Origin of the sequence: Mycolicibacterium bacteremicum, assembly GCF_002086115.1 — a bacterium.
GTDB lineage: Bacteria > Actinomycetota > Actinomycetes > Mycobacteriales > Mycobacteriaceae > Mycobacterium > Mycobacterium bacteremicum.
Map to the genome: position 1 here is coordinate 83,362 of NZ_MVHJ01000012.1, position 23,352 is coordinate 106,713.

The window sequence follows — 23,352 nt, forward strand, 5'->3', positions numbered from 1 at the left end:
GCGTGCTCCTTCGATTCAGTGGTTGAGAATCTTGCCGAGGAAGTCCTTGGCACGGTCGGATTTCGGATTGCTGAAGAACTCCTCGGGCGCGGCGTCCTCGACGATCGCACCGTCGGCCATGAACACCACCCGCTGTGAGGCGCGGCGCGCGAAACCCATCTCGTGGGTGACCACCAGCATCGTCATGCCATCGGTGGCCAGATCGGTCATGACGGCCAGCACCTCTTTGATCATCTCCGGATCCAGCGCGCTGGTGGGTTCGTCGAACAGCATGACCTTCGGGCTCATCGCCAGCGAGCGGGCGATCGCCACCCGCTGCTGCTGCCCGCCGGACAGCTGGGCGGGGTACTTGTCGGCCTGGTTGGCGATGCCGACCCGGTCCAGCAGTGCCATCCCCTCGGTGCGGGCCTTGTCCTTGCCCAGCTTTCGCACCTTGACGGGTGCGAGCATGACGTTCTCGATGATCGTCTTGTGCGCGAACAGGTTGAACGACTGGAACACCATGCCGACGTCGGAGCGCAACTGAGCCAGTTTGCGGCCCTCTTCGGGCAGCACCTCGCCGTCGATGGTGATGGTGCCCTCATCGATCGGCTCGAGCCGATTGATGGTGCGGCACAAGGTGGATTTGCCCGAACCCGACGGGCCGAGCACCACGACGACCTGTCCGCGCGGGACATCGAGGTTGATGTCCTTGAGCACGTGCAGATCGCCGAAATGCTTGTTGACAGCCTGTAGCGAGATCATCGGGACCGAAGCCGCGGTGGTCATGGGCTCTGACCCTACCCAGGGAACGCTCAGGATGGGGCGTATCGACACCCCCGTAACATGAACGTCGTGAGTTCCATGGTTGCTGCCGACGTACGGGCGGATAGCGAGACACCCGCCGGCGTCGCCGTGCGCACCTATCAGGTGCGCACCTATGGCTGCCAGATGAACGTGCACGACTCCGAGCGGTTGTCGGGCCTGCTGGAGGCCGCCGGGTACGCGCGCGCCGCCGACGGTCAGGACGCCGACATCGTGGTGTTCAACACCTGCGCGGTCCGGGAGAACGCCGACAACAAGCTCTACGGCAACCTCAGTCACCTGGCCCCGCGCAAGGCCGGCGACCCGAACATGCAGATCGCGGTCGGGGGATGTTTGGCCCAGAAGGACCGCGACACCGTCCTGACGAAGGCGCCGTGGGTGGATGTGGTGTTCGGCACCCACAACATCGGTTCGCTGCCGGTGCTGCTCGAACGCGCCCGGCACCAGCGTGTCGCGCAGGTCGAGATTGCCGAAGCGCTACAGGAATTCCCGTCGGCCCTGCCGGCCGCCCGCGAATCGGCTTACGCGGCATGGGTTTCCATATCCGTCGGCTGCAACAACACCTGCACGTTCTGCATCGTGCCCGCGCTGCGCGGCAAGGAGGTCGACCGCCGGCCCGGCGACATCCTGGCCGAGGTGACGACACTGGTCGACCAGGGTGTGCTCGAGGTCACCCTGTTGGGTCAGAACGTGAACGCCTACGGCGTGTCCTTTGCCGACCCCGATGTTCCCCGCAACCGCGGTGCCTTCGCCGAACTGCTGCGCGCCTGCGGCGGTATCGCCGGCCTGGAGCGAGTGCGGTTCACCTCACCGCACCCGGCCGAATTCACCGATGACGTCATCGAGGCGATGGCCGCCACACCCAATGTGTGCCCGACGCTGCACATGCCGCTGCAGTCCGGATCCGACCGCATCCTCAAGGCGATGCGGCGGTCCTACCGTGCCGAGAAGTTCCTCGGCATCATCGACCGTGTCCGCGCGGCGATTCCGCACGCCGCCATCACCACCGACATCATCGTCGGCTTCCCCGGGGAGACCGAGGAGGACTTCCAGGCCACCCTGGATGTGGTGGCCCGGGCGAGGTTCGCCAGTGCCTTCACGTTCCAATACTCCAAGCGGCCCGGCACCCCGGCCGCCGAGCTTGCCGACCAGCTGCCCAAAGAGGTTGTCGGCGAACGGTATCAACGGCTCATCGCCCTGCAGGAGCAGATCTCCTGGGACGAGAACAAGGCCCAGGTCGGCCGCGAGGTCGAGTTGCTGGTGGCCGCCGGTGAGGGCCGCAAGGATGCGGCCACCGCGCGGTTGTCCGGCCGTGCCCGCGACGGCCGGCTGGTGCACTTCGATGCCGGCGGCGCCGACATCCGGCCCGGCGACATCGTCACCACCACGGTCACCCGCGCGGCCCCGCACTTCCTGGTCGCCGACGGTCCGGTGCGCACCCATCGGCGCACCCGCGCCGGCGACGCCCACGCCGCCGGTCGGCGACCGGTGACCGGGGTCGGTCTGGGCATGCCGGGTATCGGCGCGCCGCCGGCCACCGCCACCACCGATTGTTCGACGTCTGGATGCGCATTGTGAGTGAGAAGAATTCGGCCGGTTTCGAGGACTTCAAGGACGACCTGGAGGCCGCCGAACGGCGGGTGGCCTCCGAGATCGACCCCGGCGCCCGGGCCCTGGTGGTGGCGGTCTGCGTCTTCGTGCTGCTCGGCACGTTCGTGCTGCCGCACACCGGATCCGCCCGCGGCCTGGACATCCTGGTGGCCAGTGACGCCGCGCACAGCGCCGGGTTGTCATTGCCCTCGCGCGTATTCGTCTGGCTGGCACTGGTGTTCGGCGTCGGCTTCTCCATCCTGGCGCTGCTGACCCGGCGCTGGACGTTGGCCTGGATCGCACTGGCCGGTACCACGGTGGCCTGCCCGGCCGGGATGCTCGCGGTGTGGTCGCGCCAGACCGCCGGCGCCGATCTGCCCGGGCCGGGGATCGGTCTGGTGATCGCCTGGATCGCCGTCCTGGTACTGGCGTTCCACTGGGCCCGGGTGGTCTGGACCCGCACCGCGGTGCACCTCAGCGCCGAAGAGGAGCGCCGCCGGGCCATCGCCGTGCAGCAGCGCAGGTCACTGCTCGACGAGCCGAACCCGGACGGCCCGAGCTAGCGCTTCTTGGTGACGGCCTCGGCGGCCGTCCCGGCCCACTCCCGCCATTGCGCGGCACTGGCCCGGGCCTTCTCGGCATCCTTGGTCTTGCCCGCCGCCTCGGCCTTCTCGGCCTGGCGCTCGAACTGCTCGGCGCGCTCCCGGAACTGGTCGGCACGGGCCTGGGCCTCGGCGTCGGTGTGATCGACGGTCTGCGCGTCGCGGACCTTCTTCTCGACCGCGCGCAGCCGGCGCTCCAGGTCGGCAGACCGCTCGCGCGGCACCTTGCCGATGGCGTCCCATTTGTCACCGATGGTCCGCAACGCGGTCTGGGCGGCCTTGGGGTCGGAGGTGTCGATGCGCTCGGCCTCGGCCAGCAGCTTCTCCTTGGCCTCCGCATTCGCGGTGAACTCGGCGTCACGTTCGGCGTTGACGGCGTTGCGGGCGGCGAAGAAGGTGTCCTGGGCGGCCTTGAACCGGGCCCACAGGGCGTCGTCGACGTCCTTGGCCGCGCGGCCGGCCGCCTTCCACTGCGCCAGCAGGTCGCGGAACGTCGCCGCGGTCGCCGCCCAATCGGTCGAGTCGCTGAGCTTCTCGGCCCGCTCACACAGCGCTTCCTTGGCCTGCCGGGCCCCGACCCGTTCCCGGTCGAGTTCGGCGAAGTGCGAGCCGCGGCGCCGGTTGAACGCCTCGCGCGCCGCCGAATAGCGCTTCCACAGCGCGTCGTCGGTCTTGCGGTCCAGGCCGGTGATGGTGCGCCACTCGTCGAGGATCGCGCGCAGCCGGTCCCCGGCGGCCTTCCACTGGCCGGTCGCGTTGGCGATCTCCTCGGCCTCGGCGGCCAACGCCTCCTTGCGTGCGGTCTGTGCGGCGCGGTGCTCGTCGCGGCGCGCCCGCTCCTCGGCGGCAGCCCCATCGGCGTGTTCGACGATGCCGGTCAGCCGGGACGCCACGGCGTCCACATCACCGAGCACCGCGGCGGTGGGCAGCGTCTCCAGCAGAGCCGCGGCGGCCGACTTGATCTTGCGGGCATCTCCGGTGCCGGCGGCCAGCCGGGTCTCCAGCAGCGCCACCTCGGTGTTCAGGTCGTCGTAGCGGCGGCCGAAATGGGAGAAGGCCGCCTCGGCGTCTCCGGCCTGCCACGACCCGATGACCCGTTCCCCGGCCGAGGTGATGAGCACGACCGTGCCGTCGGCTTCGACGCGGCCGAACCGGTGCGGGTCGACCGATGGCGGGACGACGGGCGCGGCCGCGGCGGCCGCGGGTCGGGGATGGGGTGCGGGCCGCGGTCCGGGACGAGGAACGGGTTTGGGCGCCGGCGTGGGTGCCGCAGCCGCCACGGTCTCGCCCGAATCTGAATCGCTGGTTGTCATCATCTTCCTCGCACTCCCGCATGGTCTGACCCACGCACCTGCCGCGCGACGCGGCGCCTCAATGCTTCCGAGGGCTATTCAAGCAGGTCGATCCCCGTCGTGCGCGCAGCTTCGCGATGCGTGCGCGTTCTGCGGTTGCGATCCGAACGGGTTTACCGGCACCCTCAGGACCCGGAGCCCCGAGGAGGACCCGTTGGACAAGGCGGACATCGCCGCGCTGCTGGCGCTGGGCGCCGCGCTGTTCATCGCCATCGGCGATGTCATCCATCAGCGCTCGGCCCACGAGGTCACCGACGAGGACGTCAGCCATCTGACGCTGTTCCTTCGGCTGTTGCGCGACCGCGCCTGGTGGATCGGCAGCCTGGTCTCCGCGGTCGGCTTCGGCCTGCAGGCCGCCGCGCTGGGTCTGGGCTCGGTGCTGCTGGTGCAGGCGCTGCTGGTCACCTCGCTGCTGTTCGCGTTGCCGCTCAACGCCCGCGCCAACCACCACCGGGTGAGCCGGTTCGAGTGGACCTGGGCGGTCCTGCTGGCGGTGTCGGTGGCCGTGATCGTCACCGTCGGCAACCCGACGGCCGGCCAGGCCCGGGCGGGTTCGGAGGTCTGGCTGGCCGTCGGCGCGGTGCTGGGCCCGGCGCTGGTGCTGTGCATCGTCGGGGCCCGGATCTGGTCGGGCCGACCGCTCGGGGCGATCCTGCTGGCGATCGTGTCGGGCGCGTTGTGGGGTGTGTTCGCGATCCTCACCAAGGCCGTGGTGGACCGGCTCGGCGACGGCTTTTGGGAGCTGCTGCGCACCCCGGAGCTCTACGCCTGGGCACTGGTGGCGGTGGCCGGCACCGGATATCAGCAGGCCGCGTTCCGGGCCGGTGCGCTGACCGCGTCGCTGCCGACGATGACCGTGACCGAACCGGTGGTGGCCTCCGCGCTCGGTGTGGTGGTGCTCGGGGAGACGTTGCGTCCCGGTGAGGCGGGCTGGATCACCCTGGTGGCGGCGGTCAGCGTGATGGTGCTCGCCACCGCCGCGCTGGCCCGTGGCGAGGCGGGCTGGGCCGACGGTGAGGTTTCGGCGGGACGCTAGCGTGAGGGGCGTGTTGACGGCCATTGCCTTGATCCCGTCGGCGCCGATCCTGGTGCCGGAACTGGCCGGAGCGGCGGCGGCGGAGGTCACCGATCTGCGCGCCGCCGTGCTGGCCGCGGCCGCCGCGTTGCCACCGCGCTGGATCGCGGTCGGCGCCGGCGACGCCGAGGCCGTCATCGACCACCGTGCGGTGGGCACGCTCGCCGGCTACGGCGCCGATATCCGCGTCGCGCTGTCGCCGGGATCGCGCGAGCCGGTGGCCGAGCTCCCGCTGGCCGCCCTGATCACCGGCTGGGTGCGCGGGCAGGTGGCCCCGGACACCGCTGCCGAGGTGCACATCGTCGGCCCGGACACCGCAGATGCGGCCCGGCTGCGCGCGGCGATCGACGCCGCGCCCGACCCGGTCGGGCTGCTCGTGGTCGCCGATGGCGCCCACACCCTGACCGCCGCCGCCCCCGGCGGGTTCGATCCGGACTCGGTGCCCGCGCAGGCCGCGCTCGACGACGCGCTGGCCGCGGGGGACACCGCGGGGGCTGGCCCGCGCCGCCGCCGGTGCGGTGGGCCGGGACGCCTACCGGGTGCTGGCGGATCTGATCGGATCGGCGCCGGTGTCGGCGACCGAGCTCTACCGCGGTGCCCCCTACGGCGTCGGCTACTTCGCAGGAACGTGGCAGGTATGAGCCGATGATCCGACCGGTCGCCGTCATCGGTCCGACCGGCACCGGCAAGTCCGCGTTGGCGCTGGCCTTGGCCCAGCGGCTCGGCGGCGAGATCGTCAACGCCGATGCCATGCAGCTCTACCGCGGGATGGACATCGGCACCGCGAAACTTCCGCCGGACCAGCGACAGGGCATCGTGCACCACCAGCTCGACGTTCTCGAGGTCACCGAGAACGCTTCGGTGGCCAGCTACCAGCACAGCGCGGCGGCAGATATCGAGGCCATCATGGCGCGCGGCGCGGTCCCGGTGATCGTCGGCGGCTCGATGCTCTACATCCAGTCGCTGCTTGACCAGTGGTCGTTCCCGGACACCGACCCGGCGGTGCGGGCCCGGTGGGAAGCTCGTCTCGCCGAGGTCGGGGTGGCGGCGCTGCACGCCGAGCTGACCCGTGTCGACCCGGCCGCCGGTGCGGCCATCCTCGACACCGACGGGCGACGCATCGTGCGGGCGCTGGAGGTCGTGGAGCTCACCGGTGAGCCGTTCGCCGCATCGGCCCCGCGGATCGGCAACCCGCGCTGGGGGACCGAGATCATCGGATTGGACACCGACACCGCCGCGCTGGACGAGCGGCTGCGGCTGCGCACCGACACCATGTTCGCCGACGGGCTGGTCACCGAGGTGTCGGCGCTGATCGAGCGCGGTCTGCGCGACGGGGTGACCGCCGCCCGGGCCATCGGTTATGCCCAGGTGCTGGCCGCGTTGGACGCCGGTGATGATCCGGGCTTCGACGCGGCCCGTGAGTCCACCTTCCTGGGCACCCGCCGCTACGTGCGCCGGCAGCGGTCCTGGTTCCGTCGCGACCACCGGGTGCACTGGCTGGACGCCTCGCGCAGCGATCTGACCGGGGCCGCGCTGAGTATCCTGGACAGGTGACTCCCGCCCACGGCCTCCGCTTCTGCAAGGGACACGGCACACAGAACGACTTCGTCGTGCTGCCCGACCTCGATGCCGAACTCGCGCTGACGCCCGAGTGGGTTGCCGCGTTGTGCGACCGGCGCCGGGGCCTGGGGGCCGACGGGGTGCTGCGGGTCACCACGGCGGCGGCCGCGCAGGCCGCCGGTGTCTTCGCTGCGCTGCCCGAGGGGGTGGCCGGGGCCGACTGGTACATGGACTACCGCAACGCCGACGGTTCGATCGCCCAGATGTGCGGTAACGGGGTCCGGGTCTTCGCCCACTACCTGCGCGCCTCCGGGCTGGAGCACCGCGACGAGTTCGTGGTCGGCTCGCTGGCCGGCCCGCGTCCGGTTGTGGTGCACGGATTCGACCCGGCCGACCGCACCCGGGTCGAGGTGACCGTCGACATGGGCAAGGCCGGTCGGCTGGGCGCCGGCTCCGCCGTCGTCGGTGGGCGCTCCTTCGACGGTCTCGGTGTCGACGTGGGCAATCCGCACCTGGCCTGTGTCACCGACCTGAGCGCCGCGGCGCTGGCCGCCCTCGATGTGGCCGCACCGGTCACCTTCGACACCGCCCAGTTCCCCGAGGGCGTCAATGTCGAGGTGCTCACCCGGGCCGAATCGGGAGCGGTCGACATGCGCGTCCACGAACGCGGTGTCGGCGAAACCCGTTCGTGTGGAACGGGAACCGTGGCCGCGGCGCTGGCGGCCCTGATCGACCTGGGCCAGGACACCGGCGAGTTGCGGGTGCGCGTGCCCGGCGGCGAGGTCGCGGTCACCATCACCGAGGCCACCAGTTACCTGCGCGGCCCGTCGGTCCTCGTCGCATACGGCGAGTACACGGGCGAATAATCACATGCGTGCTGCCCGCGCGGCATGTCACCATCGAAAGCACATATGACTGAATCCGAATTCACGCCCACCCCGGTGCCGAGCACCGGTGAACTCGCCCTTGAGGACCGCGCCGCGCTACGGCGCGTGGCCGGGCTGTCGACCGAACTCACCGACATCTCCGAGGTCGAATACCGCCAGCTGCGCCTGGAGCGGGTGGTCCTGGTCGGGGTGTGGACCGGGGGCAGCGCCGCCGATGTGGACGCCAGCATGGCCGAGCTGGCCGCGCTCGCCGAGACCGCCGGTTCGGAGGTCCTCGAGGGTGTCGTGCAGCGACGCGACAAACCCGACGCGTCCACCTACATCGGCTCCGGCAAGGCCATCGAACTGCGCGAGATCGTGACCGCCACCGGCGCGGATACCGTCATCTGCGATGGTGAGCTGAGCCCGGCCCAGCTCAACGCCCTGGAGAAGGCGGTCAAGGTCAAGGTGATCGACCGCACCGCGCTGATCCTGGACATCTTCGCCCAGCACGCAACCAGCCGCGAAGGCAAGGCGCAGGTGTCACTGGCGCAGATGGAGTACATGCTGCCGCGGCTGCGCGGTTGGGGTGAGTCGATGTCCCGGCAGGCCGGTGGCCGGGCCGGTGGCGCCGGCGGTGGCGTGGGTACCCGCGGCCCCGGTGAAACCAAGATCGAGACCGACCGTCGGCGCATCCGCGAGCGGATGTCCAAGCTGCGCCGCGAGATTCGCGAGATGAAGAAGATCCGCGACACGCAACGGGGGAGCAGACGGCGCAGCGACCTCGCGGCGCTGGCGATCGTCGGCTACACCAATGCCGGCAAGTCCAGCCTGCTCAACGCCCTCACCGGCGCGGGTGTGCTGGTCGAGAACGCTTTGTTCGCCACCCTGGAACCCACCACCCGCCGGGGGGAATTCGAGGACGGCCGCGGTTTCGTGCTCACCGATACCGTCGGGTTCGTCCGCCACCTGCCCACCCAGCTCGTCGAGGCGTTCCGCTCGACGCTGGAGGAGGTCGCCGACGCCGAACTGCTGATCCACGTCGTCGACGGGTCCGATGCCACGCCGCTGGCGCAGATCACTGCGGTCCGCCAGGTGATCAACGACGTCGTCACCGAGTACGGCATCGCCCCGCCGCCGGAACTGTTGGTGGTCAACAAGATCGACGCCGCCGGCGATCTGGCGCTGGCCCAGTTGCGGCGCGCCCTGCCCGATGCGGTGTTCGTCTCGGCGCACACCGGTGAGGGTCTGGCGCAGCTGCGGACCCGGATGGCCGAGCTGGTCGAACCGACCGACGCCTTCGTCGACGTCACCCTGCCCTATGACCGCGGTGATCTGGTCGCCAGGGTGCACGCCGAGGGACGCATCGAGACCACCGAGCACACCGAGGCGGGTACCAGGATCGCTGCGCGCGTTCCGGTTCCGCTCGCCGCGGCGCTGAGCGAGTTCAGCAACTGGTAGTCGGACACGGGCAGGCGCATCCGGTCAGCGGAATCCCCCGCGGTTCCCTGGCCGGTGCGCCTGCCCGCGGGTCAGGCGGCCGCGGCGTCGTCGGCCGGCGGCGGATCGGAGTGGGTGGCGACCTCGGTGTCGGCGGCGTCCTCGGTGTCATCGGCTCCGACCTCCGCGTCGGAGTCCGCTGACGCGTCGGTGCCGGGATCCCCGGTCGTGTCATCGTCGGTGCTCAGCTGCTCGTCACCCGCGGTCTCACCGGTCGTCTCGTCGGTGGTGTCTCCAGCTGTGGTGTCCCCGTCGAGGGTTTCCGTCGCCGGGCCACGGTGCGGGGTGCGCGACAACTCGAGCACCTCGGCGCCGGTGGGCCCGTGCATCAGGGCCGGCCGCTGCCGGGCTTGTGTCGACGGCGCCAGGCCCTCCGCCGGTTCCTCCGAGGTCGCGGTGATCTGCTGCGGCGAGCTCGCTGCCGGTGTCGCTGCCGGCGCGGGTGCGGGCTTCCTGCCGAACGCGGCCTGCACGCCCTTGTCGATCGCCGCGATCACATCCTTGGCGAAGGTGACCGGATCCACCCGGGGGATGAGCCGAAACGGCGCGGGCGCACCGTAACTCAGCGACCGGTTGTACCCGGTGTCGATGAGCACCCGCAACAGCGGGGACACCAGCGCGACGATCGGATTGATCAGGAACTCGGTGTGGCTGAAGGAGGCGAACTCCAGGAACGGGCGCACGATCGGCAGGGTCCGGGTGGGGATGGTGACGTAGCGGGTGTCACCGTGTTCCTGCCAGTTGTCCTGGTCGGCGAGCTCGGCAGCCAGTTCGGCCGGGGTGTAGTCGTCGGGCAGTTCGCCGACATCGCTTTTGGCGTTGGGTGCCAGGTAGGTGCCGTGCACGTACCAGAAGCCGGCGATCGCATTGAGCACCGCCAGCGCATTGACCGGGTACAGCGGAAAGTCGGCCACCCCGTCGTATTCGAAGGCGATATCGGTGGCACAGATGTGATCGCAGGTGTCCGTCGGTGCCGGCAGTCCGAAGGTCGCGTCCAGGATCGGCACGTGTCCCAGAAACGCCAGGCGTTCGAACAGCCCGCCGTTGGGACGGTTGGAGTTTCCGATCATGACGAAGCTCAGATAGGTCTGATCCTTCGGGAGGCCCGCCAGGTTGCGCTTCTCCCGGCTGACGATGTTGCCGCCCTGGGAGTAGCCCATCAGGATCACCGGCGTGTTCGGCGGATTCTGTGCCAGCGTGTCGACCAGCGCTCCGTTGAGGGCGGCCAGTCCCTTCCCGGTGGAGACATCCCACTTGTCGCCGGTCAGCCCGCCCCAACCCGGCAGCGGGATCGGCCAGAACTGCGCCGGGTAGTCGATTCCCTGCAGCGCGCAGTCGTTCTGGGCGGTGCAGGCCGGATTGAACGGCGAGATGTAGTAATCCCTGGCGTTTTCCAGGTACTTGCCGACGATGTTGGCATTCGGTGTCCCGGTGCCCGGGACGATGAGGGCGGTGGCGGCCAGTGCGGCGCTCAGCGACAGGGTCGAGGCGAGCGAGACCAAGATCGCGAGCACAACCGACAGCGCCGTGGTGACGAGCCGTCTGAGCATCAGCTCACCCTCCAGTCGGCGAATGCGGTCGCGTTTATCGGATCGTTGCACTCGAGCCGGTCGACGGGGGCGTAACCCGTATATTGAAAGTAGAATCTCATTCTAATATCGTGATGCCGACACCACGTCGGAGGGAGTGGCGCATGGGCTTGCGTGGCGAGGCGGCGATCGTCGGGTATCACGAGCTACCCGCGACGCGGAAGCCGACCGGTACGCCGGAGTTCATCATCGAGCAGTGGGCCCGGCTGGCCGCGGCCGCCGTCGCCGACGCGGGCCTGACCGTCGACCAGGTCGACGGGCTCATCACCTGCGGGGTGGCCGAATCGCAGCTGTTCGTGCCGTCGACCGTCGTCGAGTACCTGGGCCTGAACGTGAACTTCGCCGAGCTGGTCGACCTCGGGGGCGCCTCGGGGGCGGCGATGGTGTGGCGCGCCGCCGCCGCGATCGAACTCGGGATCTGCCGGGCCGTGCTGTGCGCCATCCCGGCCAACTACCTCACCCCGATGTCCGCCCAGCGGCCCTATGATCCCGGTGACGCGCTGTACTACGGCGCCTCCAGCTTCCGCTTCGGCTCCCCGCAGGCCGAGTTCGAGATCCCCTACGGTTACCTCGGCCAGAACGGGCCGTATGCCCAGGTGGCCCAGATGTACTCCGCCGCATACGGATACGACGAGACCGCGATGGCCAAGATCGTCGTCGACCAACGGGTCAACGCCAATCACACCCCCGGCGCGGTCTTCCGGGACAAACCGCTGACCATCGCCGACGTCCTGAACAGCCCCATCATCGCCTCGCCACTGCACATGCTGGAGATCGTTATGCCGTGCATGGGCGGATCGGCGGTGCTCATCACCGACGCCGACCTCGCCCGCACAAGCCGCAACCGTCCGGTCTGGGTCAAGGGCTTCGGTGAACGGGTGCCCTACAAATCCCCGGTCTACGCCGCCGACCCGTTGCAGACCCCGATGATCGAGGTCGCCGGCTCGGCATTCGGCATGGCCGGCCTCACCCCGGCCGAGATGGACATGGTCTCCATCTACGACTGCTACACCATCACCGCACTGCTGACCCTGGAGGACGCCGGATTCTGCGAGAAGGGCAAGGGCATGCAGTTCGTCACCGATCATGACCTGACCTTCCGCGGCGACTTCCCGATGAACACCGCGGGCGGGCAGCTCGGTTACGGTCAGCCCGGTAACGCCGGTGGGCTGCATCATGTCTGCGACGCGACCCGGCAGCTGATGGGCCGCGCCGGGGCCACCCAGATCGCCGACTGCAACCGGGCCTTCGTCTCCGGCAACGGTGGTGTGCTCAGTGAGCAAGAGGCACTCGTCCTGGAGGGGGATTGACCGTGACCGACGCCCTGGCACGCCCGTTGCCGTTGCCCACACCCACCTCGGCACCGTTCTGGGACGGCCTGCGCCGCCGCGAGGTGTGGGTCCAGTACTCGCCATCGCTGGACGCCCACGTGTTCTACCCGCGCGTACTCGCACCGGGCACCCTGACCGACGACCTGCAGTGGCGCCAGATCTCCGGTGCGGCAACGCTGGTCAGCTTCGCCGTCGCGCAGCGACCGGTGGCCCCGCAGTTCGCCGATGCCGTACCGCATCTGCTCGGCGTCGTGCAGTGGACCGAGGGGCCGCGGTTGGCCACCGAGATCGTCGGCGTGGACCCCGCGCGGTTGCGGATCGGGATGGCGATGGCGCCGGTGTTCACCGAACCCGAGGGTGCCGACATCACACTGCTGCACTACACCGCCGCCGAGTAGGGGACCCCGAGATGGCACTGGCGCTCACCGACGAACAGACCCAACTCACCGAGGCGATGGCCGGTTTCGCCCGCCGCCACGGTGGACTGGAGCTGACCCGCTCGCAGTTCGACGCACTCGCCGGGGGGACCCTGCCGGCGTTCTGGCCGACCCTGGTCGCCCAGGGTCTGCACGCGGTGCATCTGCCCGAGGCGGCCGGCGGGCAGGGCGGCGGATTCGCCGACGCGGCCTGTGTCATCGACGCCGCCGGCTATGGCCTGGTGCCCGGTCCGCTGCTACCCACCGTCATCGCCGGAGCCGTGCTGGCCGATGTGCCCGATCAGCCCGCCGCGCGCGCTCTGCAGCGGGCCACCGCGGCCGGCGCACCCGCGGCGGTGCTGCTGCCCACCGACGGCACCCTGCGTGCCGTTCCCGACGGGGACGGCTGGCGCCTCGACGGCTCGGCCGGCCCGCAGCTGGGCGTCGCCGCCGCCGAGCACCTCATCGTGGCCGCCGACACCGATGCCGGCCAACAGGTCTGGTGCGTCGTGCACCGCGGCGCGCCCGGGGTGGCCGTGCATGCCGCGGCTCCCACCGACCTGACCCGCGACGTCGGCACCCTGACCTGTACGGGAGCGCACGCACCCGCCGACACGGTACTGACCGGGATCGATCCGGTGCGTGCGCGGTGTCATGCGATCGGCCTGATGGCCGCCGAGGCCGCGGGTATCGCGCGCTGGTGCGTGGACAACGTCGTGGCCTATCTCAAGGTGCGCGAACAGTTCGGCCGGCCCATCGGGTCGTTCCAGGCGTTGCAACACAAGGCCGCCCTGCTGTTCATCGACAGTGAACTGGCCGCGGCCGCGGCCTGGGATGCCGTCCGCGGTGCCGAGCAGGCGGTCGGGCAACACCACATCGCCGCGGCCGGCGCCGCCATCACCGCCATCGGCAGGCTGCCGGAATTGGTGGTCGACGCGCTGACGATGTTCGGGGCCATCGGCTACACCTGGGAGCACGACCTGCACCTGTACTGGAAGCGGTCCATCAGCCTGGCCGCGGCCGCGGGCACCAGCGCCGGGTGGGCGCAGACACTCGGCGACCCGGACTGGCCGGCAAGGGATTTCGCGATCGAGCTGGCCGACGTGGAAGCCGACTTCCGGGCCGGGGTGGCCACCCAGCTCGATGTTGCGGCCGCGCTGACGAACGAGGCCCCCGGCCGGCAGAACCCCGATTATGACGAATACTGGACCGGCCCGCAGCGCACCGCGCTGGCCGACGCCGGACTGGTCGCCCCGTACCTGCCGGCCCCGTGGGGTCTGGATGCCAGCCCGGCCCAGCAGCTCATCATCGACGAGGAGTTCGATCGGCGGCCGACACTGGTGCGACCGTCGCTGGGCATCGCGCAGTGGATCCTGCCCACGGTGCTCGCCGCGGGCACCGATGCCCAGCGCGACCGGTTCGCCGTGCCGACGCTGCGCGGTGAGATCGGTTGGTGCCAGCTGTTCTCCGAGCCGGGCGCCGGCTCGGATCTGGCGGCGCTGGCCACCAGGGCGACCAAGGTCGACGGCGGCTGGCGGGTCAACGGGCAGAAGGTGTGGACGTCCTCGGCCCAGCGTGCGGACTGGGGTGCGTTGCTCGCCAGAACGGACCCGAACGCTCCACGACATAAAGGCATCGGCTACTTCCTGGTCGACATGACCACACCCGGCATCACCGTGCGGCCGTTGCGCACCGCCAGCGGTGACGAACACTTCAACGAGGTGTTCTTCGATGATGTGTTCGTGCCCGACGACATGCTGGTGGGGGAGCCCACCGCCGGGTGGTCGCATGCGTTGGCGACGATGGCCAACGAACGGGTGGCCATCGGCGCGTACGTCAAGCTGGACAAGGAAGGTGAACTGCGCACCCTGGCCCGACGTGCCGGGCCGGGGGACACCGCGGTGCGCCACGCGCTCGGCCGGGTGCGGGCCGCCAGCAACGCCATCGGTGCGCTGGCGGTCCGGGACACGCTGCGCCGGCTCGCCGGGCACGGTCCGGGACCGGCGTCCAGCGTCGGCAAGGTGGGCACCGCGCTGCTGGTGCGCCGGGTGACCGCCGATGCGTTGGCGTTCAGCGGGCGCGCGGCGATGGTGGGCGGGGCCGACCAGCCTGCGGTGGCCGACAGCCTAATGATGCCCGCCGAGGTGATCGGCGGCGGCACCATCGAGATCCAGCTCAACATCATCGCCACCATGATCCTCGGGCTGCCGCGCGCATGACCGAGACGCTGCCCGGCTACAAGCAGGCGCGTCGCGACCAGATCGTCGGTGCGGCACTGGATCTGCTCAAATCCGGAGACTACGAGCAGATCCAGATGCGTGATGTCGCCGAGGCCGCCCATGTCGCGCTGGGCACGCTGTACCGGTATTTCACCTCCAAGGAGCACGTCTACGCCGCGGTGCTGATGGAGTGGGCGCAACCGGTGTTCGACGAGGCCACCGCCGATGCCCCGCCGACCGCCGCGCAGGTCCGCGAGAAGATGCGCGGCATCATCGCCAGCTTCGAACGTCGTCCCGCCTTCTTCAAGGTGTGCATGCTGCTGCAGAACACCTCCGATGCCAATGCCCGGGCCTGCATGGACCGGTTCGCCGCCGTCGCCCAGCAGACGCTGGCCGCCGATTTCGCCGCGCTGGGCGAGCAGGAGTCCGCCGATACCGCGATCATGGCCTGGGGCATCATCTCGACGATGCTGTCCGGGTCGATCCTGCGGGACCTACCGATGGCCGACAGCTACCGGGTGGTGGATGCGTTCGTCGATCTGATCGCGCCGCGGCTGCCGACGGGAGAAGGCAAGGGCTAGTGGATCACCGGCGGTTCGTGTGCGCGCACCGGCGGGACGGAGCCTGGATCCGCCCCGTCGCTGCGCTCGCCCCAGACGAACCGTTCCACCTGCACCAGCACGTGCGCACCGGTGCAGCCACGCGCCAGCGACGAGGTGCCGACATCCTCGGTGAGCACATTCGGGTTCCCGTGCACGCACAGCGAATCGGGGTCGGCCGGATCCAGCGGGTCATACCAGGCGCCGGTGGACAGTTGCACGACCCGAGGGCGCACCCCGGTATCGGTGACGACCCCGGCCAGGCAGGCGCCGCGATCGTTGAACACCCGCGCGACATCGCCGTCGGACAGTCCGCGCTCGGATGCATCCTGCGGATGCATCCGGATGGGTTCGCGGCCGGCCACCTTGGATTTCTGGCTGACCGCCCCGGTGTCGAGCTGACTGTGCAGCCGGCTGGTCGGCTGGTTGGCCAGCAGGTGCAGGGGATAGTCGGCCGCGCGCCGGCCACCGAGCCATTCGGTGGGCTCGAACCACGCCGGGTGGCCTGCGCAGTCGGCGTAACCGAACCCGTCGATATCGGCGGAGAAGATCTCGATGCGCCCGCTCGGGGTGTGCAGGGCGTGGGTGTGCGGATCGGCCCGGAAATCGGCCAGCAGTGTCAGGCCGGGCTCGGTGGGCAACCGCAGCTGCCCGTCGGCCCAGAACCGGTCGAAGTCCGGGACGGCGAAATCCAGTTCGGCCGACCATGTCTGGTACAGATGCACCAACCATTCCCGGGCGCTACGTCCCTCGGTGAATTGTTCACCCACCCCGAGGCGATCGGCAAGATCGGCGAAGGTTGTGTAATCGTCGCGGGATTGGGCGTAGGGCGCGGCGAGTGCGGGCATCGCGACGAGTAACGGATCGTTCTTGGAGCCCGAATAGTCGTCGCGCTCGTAGGCGGTGGTCGAGGGCACCACGATGTCGGCGTGCTTGGCCATCGCCGTCCAGTACGGATCGTGCACCACGATGGTGTCCGGCCTCGCCAGCGCGCGCCGCAGTCGCGGGATGTTCTGGTGGTGGTGGAAGGGATTGCCGCCGGCCCAGTACACCAGTCGGATGTCGGGGTAGGTCAGCCGTGATCCGTTGTAGTCGAAGGGTTCCCCCGGGTGCAGCAGCATATCGCTGACCGCCGCGACCGGGATGAACGTGCGCACCGGATTGGCCCCCTGCGGTAGCACCGGCAGGCGGTGTCGCAGCGGCGCCAGGCCGGGTTCGTTCATCGATCCGTAGCCGTGGCCGAATCCGCCTCCGGGAACGCCGATCTGGCCCAGCATGGCGGCCAGCGTCAGGCCCATCCAGGGGGCCTGCTCACCGTGCCGGATGCGCTGCAGCGACCAGCTGACCGTGACCAGGGTGCGCCCGGCGGCCATCCGACGGGCCAACGCCGTGATGTCCCGGGCCGCCAGCCCACTGATGCCGGCCGCCCACTGCGCGGACTTGGGCACGCCGTCATCGGTGCCCAACAGGTAGCGCTCGAACTGCGGATAGCCGATGCAGTACTCGTCGAGAAAGGCCCGGTCGGCCAGCCCCTCGGTGGCCAGCACGTGCGCGAGACCCAGCATGATGGCGACGTCGGTGCCCGGCACCGGTGCATGCCACTGGTATTCACCCTCGACGTCCTCGCGCAGTGGTGAGAACGACACGATCTGCCCGCCGCGGTCGCGCAGCGCGCGCAGCGCCGCCCGGGCCGGATGTGCCGTGGTACCACCGTGATTGATGCCGGTGTTCTTCAGCGCCAGGCCGCCGAAGGCCACCAGCAGGTCGGTGTGCTCGACGATGACGTCCCACGCGGTGGACCGCTTGAACAGATCGTCGTGGGTGCCGACCACCCGCGGCATGATGACGCCGGTGGCGCCCAGACTGTAGGAGTGCCGGGACGAGGTGTATCCGCCGAGCAGTTTGAGGAAGCGGTGCACCTGGCTCTGGGCGTGGTGGAAGCGTCCGGCGCTGGCCCAGCCGTAGGAGCCGCCGTAGATGGCCTCGTTGCCGTGGGTGTCGATGACGCGGCGCAGTTCGGCGGCAAGCAGTTCGGTCAACTCGGGCCAGCTGACCGCGACGAACTCGTCGGCGCCGCGCCGGTCGCTGGGGCCGGGTCCGTCGCGTAACCAGCCCGCGCGCACCGCGGGACCGGCGATGCGCGCCCGGTGGCGCAAGGAGCCCGGCAGATTGCCCAGCAGCGGGGAGGGATCGGCGTCGCCGGCCGCAGGGGTCACCGTGGCGATGTTGCCGTCGGCCACCTCGGCGGTGAAGGCACCCCAGTGGGCCAGGCTGCTGCGGGACACAGACACCGGTCAATCCTAGGGTCGCCCACGCGGCGCTCGACCAACCATCCGGTTGGTATATGTTGGGCGCCACACACCGTTTACCCAGTACCGGAGGTCACAAATGGGCGCCGTCAAATACGACCGCACGCTCTTCGAGCCCGAGCACGACCTGTTCCGCGAGTCCTACCGCGCATTCCTGGAGCGGCACGCCGCGCCCTTCCAGGAGGAATGGGAGAAGGCCAAGATCGTCGACCGCGAGGTCTGGCGCGAGGCCGGCAAGCAGGGCTTTCTCGGCATGGCCGTGCCCGAGGAGTACGGCGGTGGCGGCAATCCGGACTTCCGGTACAACGTCGTCATCACCGAGGAGACCAGCGCGGGCCGGCACAGCGGGCTGGGCTTCACGCTGCAGAACGACGTCATCGCGCCCTACTTGATCGAGTTGGCCACCGAGGAGCAGAAGCAGCGTTGGCTGCCCGGATTCTGCAGCGGTGAATTGATCACGGCGATCGCAATGACCGAGCCGGGCACCGGCAGCGACCTGCAGGGGATCAAGACCCGTGCCGTCCGCGACGGTGACCACTTCGTCCTCAACGGGTCGAAGACGTTCATCACCAACGGTATTCACGCCGATCTGGTGATCGTGGTGGCCTGCACCGATCCCGACAAGGGCGCACAGGGCTTCTCGCTGCTGGTCGTCGAGCGCGGTATGGAGGGCTTCGAGCGCGGCAGGCACCTGGACAAGATCGGCCTCGAAGCGCAGGACACCGCCGAGTTGTCCTTCACCGACGTCCGGGTTCCGGTGGACAACCTGCTCGGCCAGGAGGGCATGGGCTTTCTGTACCTGATGCAGAACCTGCCGCAGGAGCGCATCAGCATCGCCGTGATGGCGGCCGCGGCGATGGAATCCGCACTGGAGCAGACCCTGCAGTACACCAAGGAGCGCAAGGCCTTCGGCAAGCCGATCGGCAGCTTCCAGAACAGCCGGTTCACCCTTGCCGAGCTGGCCACCGAGACGACCGCGATCCGGGTCATGGTCGACGAGTTCATCAAGCTGCACCTGGACCGCAAACTCACCGTCGAGCAGGCCGCGATGGCCAAGTGGTACAGCACCGAGGCGCAGGTCCGCCTGGTGGACCGCTGCCTGCAGTTGCACGGCGGCTACGGCTACATGCGCGAATACCCGATCGCGCGGGCCTTCCTGGACTCGCGGATCCAGACGATCTACGGCGGGACCACCGAGATCATGAAGGAGATCATCGGCCGCAGCCTGGGGGTCTAGCAGGCCCGACACGCCGTCGGTGCAGGTGGCGATATCCCACGAGTTCGTACAGAACTGTCGCAGAGTTGACGAACACGATACTTTCGTGGGGTTTTGCACGACTTCCGGGAGGACCGAATGACCAGGCAGCGAACCCGGCTGGGCAATCTGGCCGGGCGGGCGGCGGCAGTGCTGGTGAGTGCCGGGCTGATGACCGCGACGGTGCTGCTGGCGCCGCAGGTTTCCGCGACACCGGAGAGTGACGCCGACGCGGCGATCACCGCGGCGTGGGAGACGGCCGGCGGCGGTCCGGCCGGCCCGCTCGGTCCCAAGGACGGCGGGGTATATCCGGCCGGTGCCGGGTTCGGCCAGAACTTCGCCGGCGGCAAGATCTTCTTCACCCCGGAGACCGGGGCACACATCATGTCGGGCGCCATCCTGGAGAAGTACGAATCCCTCGGCGGCCCCACCGGCGATCTGGGTTTCCCGACCATCGACGAGGGTGCCGGCCGCGCGGCCAACAGCCGCAACGTCACGTTCAACGCCCCCGACAGCCCGGTCATCTTCTGGACCCCGGACACCGGTGCGCGGGTGGTCCGCGGGGCGATCAACAGCGCCTGGGACACCCTGGGCGGGTCGGCCGGGGTGCTCGGCGTGCCGGCCGACGACGAGACGACCAACGGCGATGTGATCTCGCAGAAGTTCACCGGCGGTGAGATCTCCTGGGACCGCAAGACCCGGGCCTTCACCACCACCCCGCCCGAGCTGGCCGCCCAACTCGGCGCCGTCGCGGTGCCCTCGGACGCCACCTCGGCGATCGCGGCGGCCCGGCGTGCGGCCGGCGGCGCGCTCGGCCCGCTGGGCGCCGAGGAAGGCGCGCAATACGCGATCGGCGCCGACGGCGTCGGCCAGAACTACGCCGGCGGCAAGATCTTCTACAGCCCGGCCACCGGAGCCAACGTGGTGACCGGCCAGGTGCTGGCCAAGTACGAGAGTGTCGGCGGGCCGACCGGTGATCTGGGTTTCCCCACCGCCAGTGAGGCCGATGGCGGCCTGGCCCCGCAGAGTGCGGTGGTGCCGTTCGCCGCGGAGGACAAGCCGGTCATCTTCTGGACCCCCGACTTCGGCGCCGTCATCGTGCGCGGTGCGATGAACGCGGCCTGGCAGAAGCTGGGCGGTGCCACCGGGGAACTCGGTGCCCCCAAGAGCGATCAGACCGATAACGGCGGGGTCATCAACCAGCAGTTCAGCGGCGGCGCCATCTCCTGGGACAAGGCCGCCAACCGGTTCAGCACCGAACCGGCCGGGCTGCAGTCGCAGCTGGCCGGTCTGGAGGTGCCCGGGGCCGGTGCGCCGCAGGCGCCCGCGGGTGACGCACCCCAGGCAGGTACGTCCGAGGACGGTGACAAGTGGTACACGTGGCGTTGGTGGTGGCTGCTCGGCCTCATCCCGCTGGTGGGTCTGATCGCGGTCATCGCCGTCGCGGTGCTGCGCAACCGGCGCACCCGCGGGGACGACCCGTTCGGTGATCACCTCGACGATCCGTACGACCGCGGCTATGACGGATATGGCGGGGGCTACGACCAGCGCGATGACGAGTTCGATTCGCCCCGCGACGGTGGGTACACCCCGGCGCCGCCGCAGAGCCCGTGGGCCGGTGTGCCGCCGACCGAGGGCACCCAGTCCTTCACCGTGGCTCGCGTCGACGATGAGCCCGCGGCCGCTGCATCCCAATACGAGGCCGACGACTACGAGGCCGACGGTTATGGCGCCGACGGTTATCCGGATGCCTCCGATGACCGCGACGACTATGACGAGGTGGACGAGGACGAGTACGCCGCCGAGCTCGAAGCGGCCACCGCCGCACCGGAGTTCGGTGCCGACGAGGACGCCGTGGACACCGCGCCGACCCGGATCGAGATGCCGACCGTCGAACCCGAGCCGGCACCGGATCTCGAATTCGAGCCGCCGACGACGGTGGTGTCCTATGAGCCCGAGGTGCCCAGCGGCCGTCACGCCGCCGCGGCCGCGGCCGATGAGGACGAGGACGCCGGCTGGACCTCGATGCGGTTGGCCACCACCGACCGTTACCGCGCGCCGGAGGGCTATCCGATCAAGGCCGACACCAAGACCGGCCTCTACTGGGCGCCGGGCAGCCGTGGCTACCGCGACACCGAGGCCGAGATCTGGTTCGCCAGTGAGGAGTTCGCCCGCGCGAACGGTTTCGTGCGGGCCGACTGATCAGACCTTGCGGAGCACGGTGACGACCTTGCCGAGCACCACGGCGTCGTTACCGTCGATCGGTTCGAACGCCGGGTTGTGCGGCATCAGCCACACCTGACCCTTGGTCCGCTTGAAGGTCTTCACGGTGGCCTCGCCGTCGATCATCGCCGCGACGATGTCGCCGTTGTCGGCCACGTTCTGCTGACGCACCACCACCCAGTCGCCATCGCAGATGGCCGCGTCGATCATCGATTCGCCGACGACCTTCAGCAGGAACAGCGAACCCTCGCCGACCAGCTCGCGGGGGAGTGGGAACACATCCTCGACGGCTTCCTCGGCCAGGATGGGTCCACCGGCGGCGATCCGCCCGAGCACCGGGACGAAGGTCGGTTCCGGAAGGGTGTCGGACCCGGCCACGTCGGTGCCCACGACGGGCGTCACGGCATCGTCGGCGCCGCGAACGTCGACCGCGCGCGGACGGTTCGGGTCGCGGCGCAGATAGCCCTTGCGTTCCAGGGTGCGCAACTGGTGCGCCACCGAGGAGGTGGACGTCAACCCGACGGCATCCCCGATCTCACGGATGCTCGGCGGGTAGCCGCGGGTGGTCACCGATGTGCGGATGACCTCCAGGATGGTGCGCTGACGCTCGGTCAGTCCGGAGCGTGCCTCAGGGGTCTCGCTGCTCTCGCTCATGAGGCCGAATGTAGTCGCAGACCCGCCGATAATCAAACATGTGTTCGAGGGCGTGTCGCGGCTCAGCGGCGGCGCGGTATCCCGGTGGACCACAGCGCCCAGAGGATGAGCACCGGCTGGAAGAACAGGCGCACCAGCCGCTTGGTGTCGGTGTCGAGTCCGAATCCGTCGGCGTGGTTGAGGTACTGGGCCAGGTTGCCGGGGAAGATCAGCACGAAGAACGCCGCGAGCAGCCGGCCCACCAGCACGCGGTCGCGGCGCAGCAGCGCCAGCCCGACGCCGAGGGTGATCTCGACCCCGCCCGAGGCCATCACGACCCCGTCGGCGTCCATCGGCACCCAGGTGGGCACCTGGGCCCGGAATTCCTCGCGGGCCCAGAACAGATGGCTGAAACCGGCGAAGATCATGGCCCCGGCCAACGCCAGCCGGGCGATGATGCGGGGGCGCGTCGTGGGAGGTGGGGGAGGGAGCTCACTGGTCGGTCGCTCACTCGTCGGTCGCTCACTCATCGGTCGCTCACTCATCGGTCGCTCACTCATCGGTCACCGTCAGGGTCACCTCGATGTTGCCGCGGGTGGCATTGGAGTAGGGGCAGACCCGGTGGGCGGCCTCGGCCAACTCCCGGGCGGTGTCGGGGTCGACATTGGGCAGCACGATCTCCAGCTCGACGGCCAGGCCGAAGGCGCCGTCCTCGTCGGCACCGAGCACCACCTTGGCACCCACCGCGGAATCGTCGACATCGGCCTTGCGTTCGCGGCCGACCAGGCGCAGCGCCGAGTGAAAGCACGCCGCGTAGCCGACGGCGAACAACTGTTCGGGATTGGTGCCGACACCCGACCCGCCCATCTCCTTGGGGATGGCAAGGGCGACATCGACCTTGCCGTCGGAGGTGCGGCCGTGGCCGTCGCGTCCTTCGCCGGTGGCGAGCGCCTCGGCGGTGTAGAGCGTCTTCATCGTTTTCCTTCCGTGGGTTGTCGCTGCGGCGCACCGAGTTGATCGACCAACCCGCGCAGCACATCGCGCAGCGCGGCGATGTCGTCGGCCGATGCGTCCGTGGCGGCCAGCAGGCGTTCGGGTATGCAGGCGGCCTGTTCTTCCAGTGCCTGGCCGGCGGGCGTCAGGTTCACCTCGACGCGGCGCTCGTCGTCGGCGGCGCGGCGACGTTCTACGAGTCCGGCTGCTTCCAGGCGCTTCAGCAGCGGGGACAACGTGCCGGAATCGAGGTGTAGCCGGTCGCCGAGGTGGCCGATGGAGCACTGCTGTTCCTCCCAGAGCACCAGCAGGACGAGGTACTGCGGGTAGGTGATGCCCAGTTCGTCGAGCAGTGGGCGGTATGCCGCGGTGACCATCCGTGACGCCGAATACAGCGCGAAGCACAGTTGTTCGTCGAGTCGGCCGGCATGCACGA

20 protein-coding genes and 1 pseudogene are annotated in these 23,352 nt (G+C 69.8%); 13 read left to right on the top strand and 8 right to left on the bottom strand.

Annotated features, from left to right (window positions below):
- Positions 1-15: 15 nt before the first annotated feature.
- The gene (locus BST17_RS16065; protein WP_083059744.1) at positions 16-744 is read right to left on the bottom strand and encodes an amino acid ABC transporter ATP-binding protein; all 729 of its coding nucleotides are present in this window, start codon (positions 742-744) and stop codon (positions 16-18) included.
- Positions 745-843: 99 nt separating this feature from the next.
- On the opposite strand from BST17_RS16065, the gene miaB reads away from it, so the two are divergent.
- Together miaB and BST17_RS16075 are read left to right on the top strand one after the other, a co-directional pair.
- Positions 844-2,382, top strand: coding sequence for a tRNA (N6-isopentenyl adenosine(37)-C2)-methylthiotransferase MiaB (gene miaB / locus BST17_RS16070; RefSeq protein ID WP_083059875.1), 1,539 nt, complete (start codon positions 844-846; stop codon positions 2,380-2,382).
- Positions 2,370-2,957 carry an Rv2732c family membrane protein gene (locus BST17_RS16075; RefSeq protein ID WP_083059746.1) on the top strand — a complete coding sequence of 196 codons (588 nt, stop codon included), beginning with the start codon at positions 2,370-2,372 and terminating at the stop codon, positions 2,955-2,957. The genes miaB and BST17_RS16075 overlap by 13 nt, the downstream gene beginning before the upstream one ends.
- Here BST17_RS16075 and BST17_RS16080 read toward each other — a convergent pair.
- A complete protein-coding gene (locus BST17_RS16080; protein ID WP_083059877.1) occupies positions 2,954-4,309 on the bottom strand; it encodes a DUF349 domain-containing protein in 1,356 nt (451 codons plus the stop codon). The genes BST17_RS16075 and BST17_RS16080 overlap by 4 nt on opposite strands.
- Before the next feature lie 193 nt (positions 4,310-4,502).
- Here BST17_RS16080 and BST17_RS16085 point away from each other — a divergent pair, with 193 nt between their 5' ends.
- The 5 genes and pseudogenes from BST17_RS16085 (at position 4,503) to hflX (ending at position 9,310) form a co-directional block, all read left to right on the top strand.
- Positions 4,503-5,384, top strand: a complete 882-nt coding sequence (locus BST17_RS16085; RefSeq protein ID WP_083059750.1) for a DMT family transporter — start codon at positions 4,503-4,505, stop codon at positions 5,382-5,384.
- Between the two features lie 10 nt (positions 5,385-5,394).
- Positions 5,395-6,064 (top strand): annotated as a pseudogene (locus BST17_RS16090) (hypothetical protein).
- Between the two features lie 4 nt (positions 6,065-6,068).
- On the top strand, positions 6,069-6,977 hold the full coding sequence (gene miaA, locus BST17_RS16095) for a tRNA (adenosine(37)-N6)-dimethylallyltransferase MiaA (RefSeq protein WP_083059752.1): 909 nt from the start codon (positions 6,069-6,071) through the stop codon (positions 6,975-6,977).
- Entirely contained in the window at positions 6,974-7,849 is an 876-nt protein-coding gene (dapF, locus tag BST17_RS16100) for a diaminopimelate epimerase (protein ID WP_083059754.1), read from the top strand. The genes miaA and dapF overlap by 4 nt, the downstream gene beginning before the upstream one ends.
- A gap of 45 nt (positions 7,850-7,894) precedes the next feature.
- The gene (hflX, locus tag BST17_RS16105) at positions 7,895-9,310 is read left to right on the top strand and encodes a GTPase HflX (protein WP_083059756.1); all 1,416 of its coding nucleotides are present in this window, start codon (positions 7,895-7,897) and stop codon (positions 9,308-9,310) included.
- A 71-nt stretch (positions 9,311-9,381) separates the two neighbouring features.
- Here hflX and BST17_RS16110 read toward each other — a convergent pair whose 3' ends face one another.
- Positions 9,382-10,899 carry a PE-PPE domain-containing protein gene (locus BST17_RS16110; RefSeq protein ID WP_133053549.1) on the bottom strand — a complete coding sequence of 506 codons (1,518 nt, stop codon included), beginning with the start codon at positions 10,897-10,899 and terminating at the stop codon, positions 9,382-9,384.
- Positions 10,900-11,042: 143 nt separating this feature from the next.
- Here BST17_RS16110 and BST17_RS16115 point away from each other — a divergent pair, with 143 nt between their 5' ends.
- From BST17_RS16115 to BST17_RS16130, 4 genes are read left to right on the top strand one after another with little or no spacing between them, the layout of a single operon-like run.
- Positions 11,043-12,248: a thiolase family protein gene (locus BST17_RS16115; protein WP_083059759.1), complete on the top strand. Its 1,206-nt coding sequence runs from the start codon at positions 11,043-11,045 to the stop codon at positions 12,246-12,248.
- 2 nt (positions 12,249-12,250) lie between these two features.
- Positions 12,251-12,667 (top strand): Zn-ribbon domain-containing OB-fold protein, encoded by a 417-nt coding sequence (locus BST17_RS16120; protein WP_083059760.1) that lies wholly within the window; start codon positions 12,251-12,253, stop codon positions 12,665-12,667.
- A gap of 11 nt (positions 12,668-12,678) precedes the next feature.
- The gene (locus tag BST17_RS16125) at positions 12,679-14,904 is read left to right on the top strand and encodes an acyl-CoA dehydrogenase family protein (protein WP_083059762.1); all 2,226 of its coding nucleotides are present in this window, start codon (positions 12,679-12,681) and stop codon (positions 14,902-14,904) included.
- Positions 14,901-15,485, top strand: coding sequence for a TetR/AcrR family transcriptional regulator (locus BST17_RS16130; RefSeq protein WP_083059763.1), 585 nt, complete (start codon positions 14,901-14,903; stop codon positions 15,483-15,485). Before BST17_RS16125 ends, BST17_RS16130 begins: the two co-directional genes overlap by 4 nt.
- On the opposite strand, the gene BST17_RS16135 is transcribed toward BST17_RS16130, so the two are convergent.
- The gene (locus BST17_RS16135; RefSeq protein ID WP_083059765.1) at positions 15,482-17,794 is read right to left on the bottom strand and encodes a molybdopterin-dependent oxidoreductase; all 2,313 of its coding nucleotides are present in this window, start codon (positions 17,792-17,794) and stop codon (positions 15,482-15,484) included. The genes BST17_RS16130 and BST17_RS16135 overlap by 4 nt on opposite strands.
- 97 nt (positions 17,795-17,891) lie before the next feature.
- On the opposite strand from BST17_RS16135, the gene BST17_RS16140 reads away from it, so the two are divergent.
- Positions 17,892-19,049, top strand: coding sequence for an acyl-CoA dehydrogenase family protein (locus BST17_RS16140; protein WP_083059767.1), 1,158 nt, complete (start codon positions 17,892-17,894; stop codon positions 19,047-19,049).
- A 117-nt stretch (positions 19,050-19,166) separates the two neighbouring features.
- A complete protein-coding gene (locus tag BST17_RS16145) occupies positions 19,167-21,269 on the top strand; it encodes a sunset domain-containing protein (RefSeq protein ID WP_083059768.1) in 2,103 nt (700 codons plus the stop codon).
- Here the strand turns inward: BST17_RS16145 and lexA are convergent, their stop codons facing one another.
- From lexA to BST17_RS16165, 4 genes are all read right to left on the bottom strand, one after another.
- Entirely contained in the window at positions 21,270-21,944 is a 675-nt protein-coding gene (lexA, locus tag BST17_RS16150) for a transcriptional repressor LexA (protein ID WP_083059769.1), read from the bottom strand. It lies immediately after the preceding gene.
- 62 nt (positions 21,945-22,006) lie between these two features.
- Positions 22,007-22,453, bottom strand: a complete 447-nt coding sequence (locus BST17_RS16155; protein ID WP_083059771.1) for a DoxX family protein — start codon at positions 22,451-22,453, stop codon at positions 22,007-22,009.
- 22 nt (positions 22,454-22,475) lie between these two features.
- Complete coding sequence (locus BST17_RS16160; protein ID WP_083059772.1) at positions 22,476-22,898, bottom strand: organic hydroperoxide resistance protein; 423 nt, start codon at positions 22,896-22,898, stop codon at positions 22,476-22,478.
- Positions 22,895-23,350 carry a MarR family winged helix-turn-helix transcriptional regulator gene (locus BST17_RS16165; protein ID WP_109750162.1) on the bottom strand — a complete coding sequence of 152 codons (456 nt, stop codon included), beginning with the start codon at positions 23,348-23,350 and terminating at the stop codon, positions 22,895-22,897. Before BST17_RS16165 ends, BST17_RS16160 begins: the two co-directional genes overlap by 4 nt.
- Positions 23,351-23,352 lie beyond the last annotated feature (2 nt).

What these genes read in the sequence shown, in the direction of transcription:
- BST17_RS16065 (WP_083059744.1), bottom strand. Translation starts at nt 744, where the DNA reads ATGATCTCGCTACAGGCTGTCAACAAGCATTTCGGCGATCTGCACGTG.
- miaB (WP_083059875.1), top strand. Translation starts at nt 844, where the DNA reads ATGGTTGCTGCCGACGTACGGGCGGATAGCGAGACACCCGCCGGCGTC.
- BST17_RS16075 (WP_083059746.1), top strand. Translation starts at nt 2,370, where the DNA reads ATGCGCATTGTGAGTGAGAAGAATTCGGCCGGTTTCGAGGACTTCAAG.
- BST17_RS16080 (WP_083059877.1), bottom strand. Translation starts at nt 4,309, where the DNA reads ATGACAACCAGCGATTCAGATTCGGGCGAGACCGTGGCGGCTGCGGCA.
- miaA (WP_083059752.1), top strand. Translation starts at nt 6,069, where the DNA reads ATGATCCGACCGGTCGCCGTCATCGGTCCGACCGGCACCGGCAAGTCC.
- hflX (WP_083059756.1), top strand. Translation starts at nt 7,895, where the DNA reads ATGACTGAATCCGAATTCACGCCCACCCCGGTGCCGAGCACCGGTGAA.
- BST17_RS16110 (WP_133053549.1), bottom strand. Translation starts at nt 10,899, where the DNA reads ATGCTCAGACGGCTCGTCACCACGGCGCTGTCGGTTGTGCTCGCGATC.
- BST17_RS16115 (WP_083059759.1), top strand. Translation starts at nt 11,043, where the DNA reads ATGGGCTTGCGTGGCGAGGCGGCGATCGTCGGGTATCACGAGCTACCC.
- BST17_RS16125 (WP_083059762.1), top strand. Translation starts at nt 12,679, where the DNA reads ATGGCACTGGCGCTCACCGACGAACAGACCCAACTCACCGAGGCGATG.
- BST17_RS16130 (WP_083059763.1), top strand. Translation starts at nt 14,901, where the DNA reads ATGACCGAGACGCTGCCCGGCTACAAGCAGGCGCGTCGCGACCAGATC.
- BST17_RS16140 (WP_083059767.1), top strand. Translation starts at nt 17,892, where the DNA reads ATGGGCGCCGTCAAATACGACCGCACGCTCTTCGAGCCCGAGCACGAC.
- BST17_RS16145 (WP_083059768.1), top strand. Translation starts at nt 19,167, where the DNA reads ATGACCAGGCAGCGAACCCGGCTGGGCAATCTGGCCGGGCGGGCGGCG.
- lexA (WP_083059769.1), bottom strand. Translation starts at nt 21,944, where the DNA reads ATGAGCGAGAGCAGCGAGACCCCTGAGGCACGCTCCGGACTGACCGAG.
- BST17_RS16155 (WP_083059771.1), bottom strand. Translation starts at nt 22,453, where the DNA reads ATGAGTGAGCGACCGACGAGTGAGCGACCGACCAGTGAGCTCCCTCCC.
- BST17_RS16160 (WP_083059772.1), bottom strand. Translation starts at nt 22,898, where the DNA reads ATGAAGACGCTCTACACCGCCGAGGCGCTCGCCACCGGCGAAGGACGC.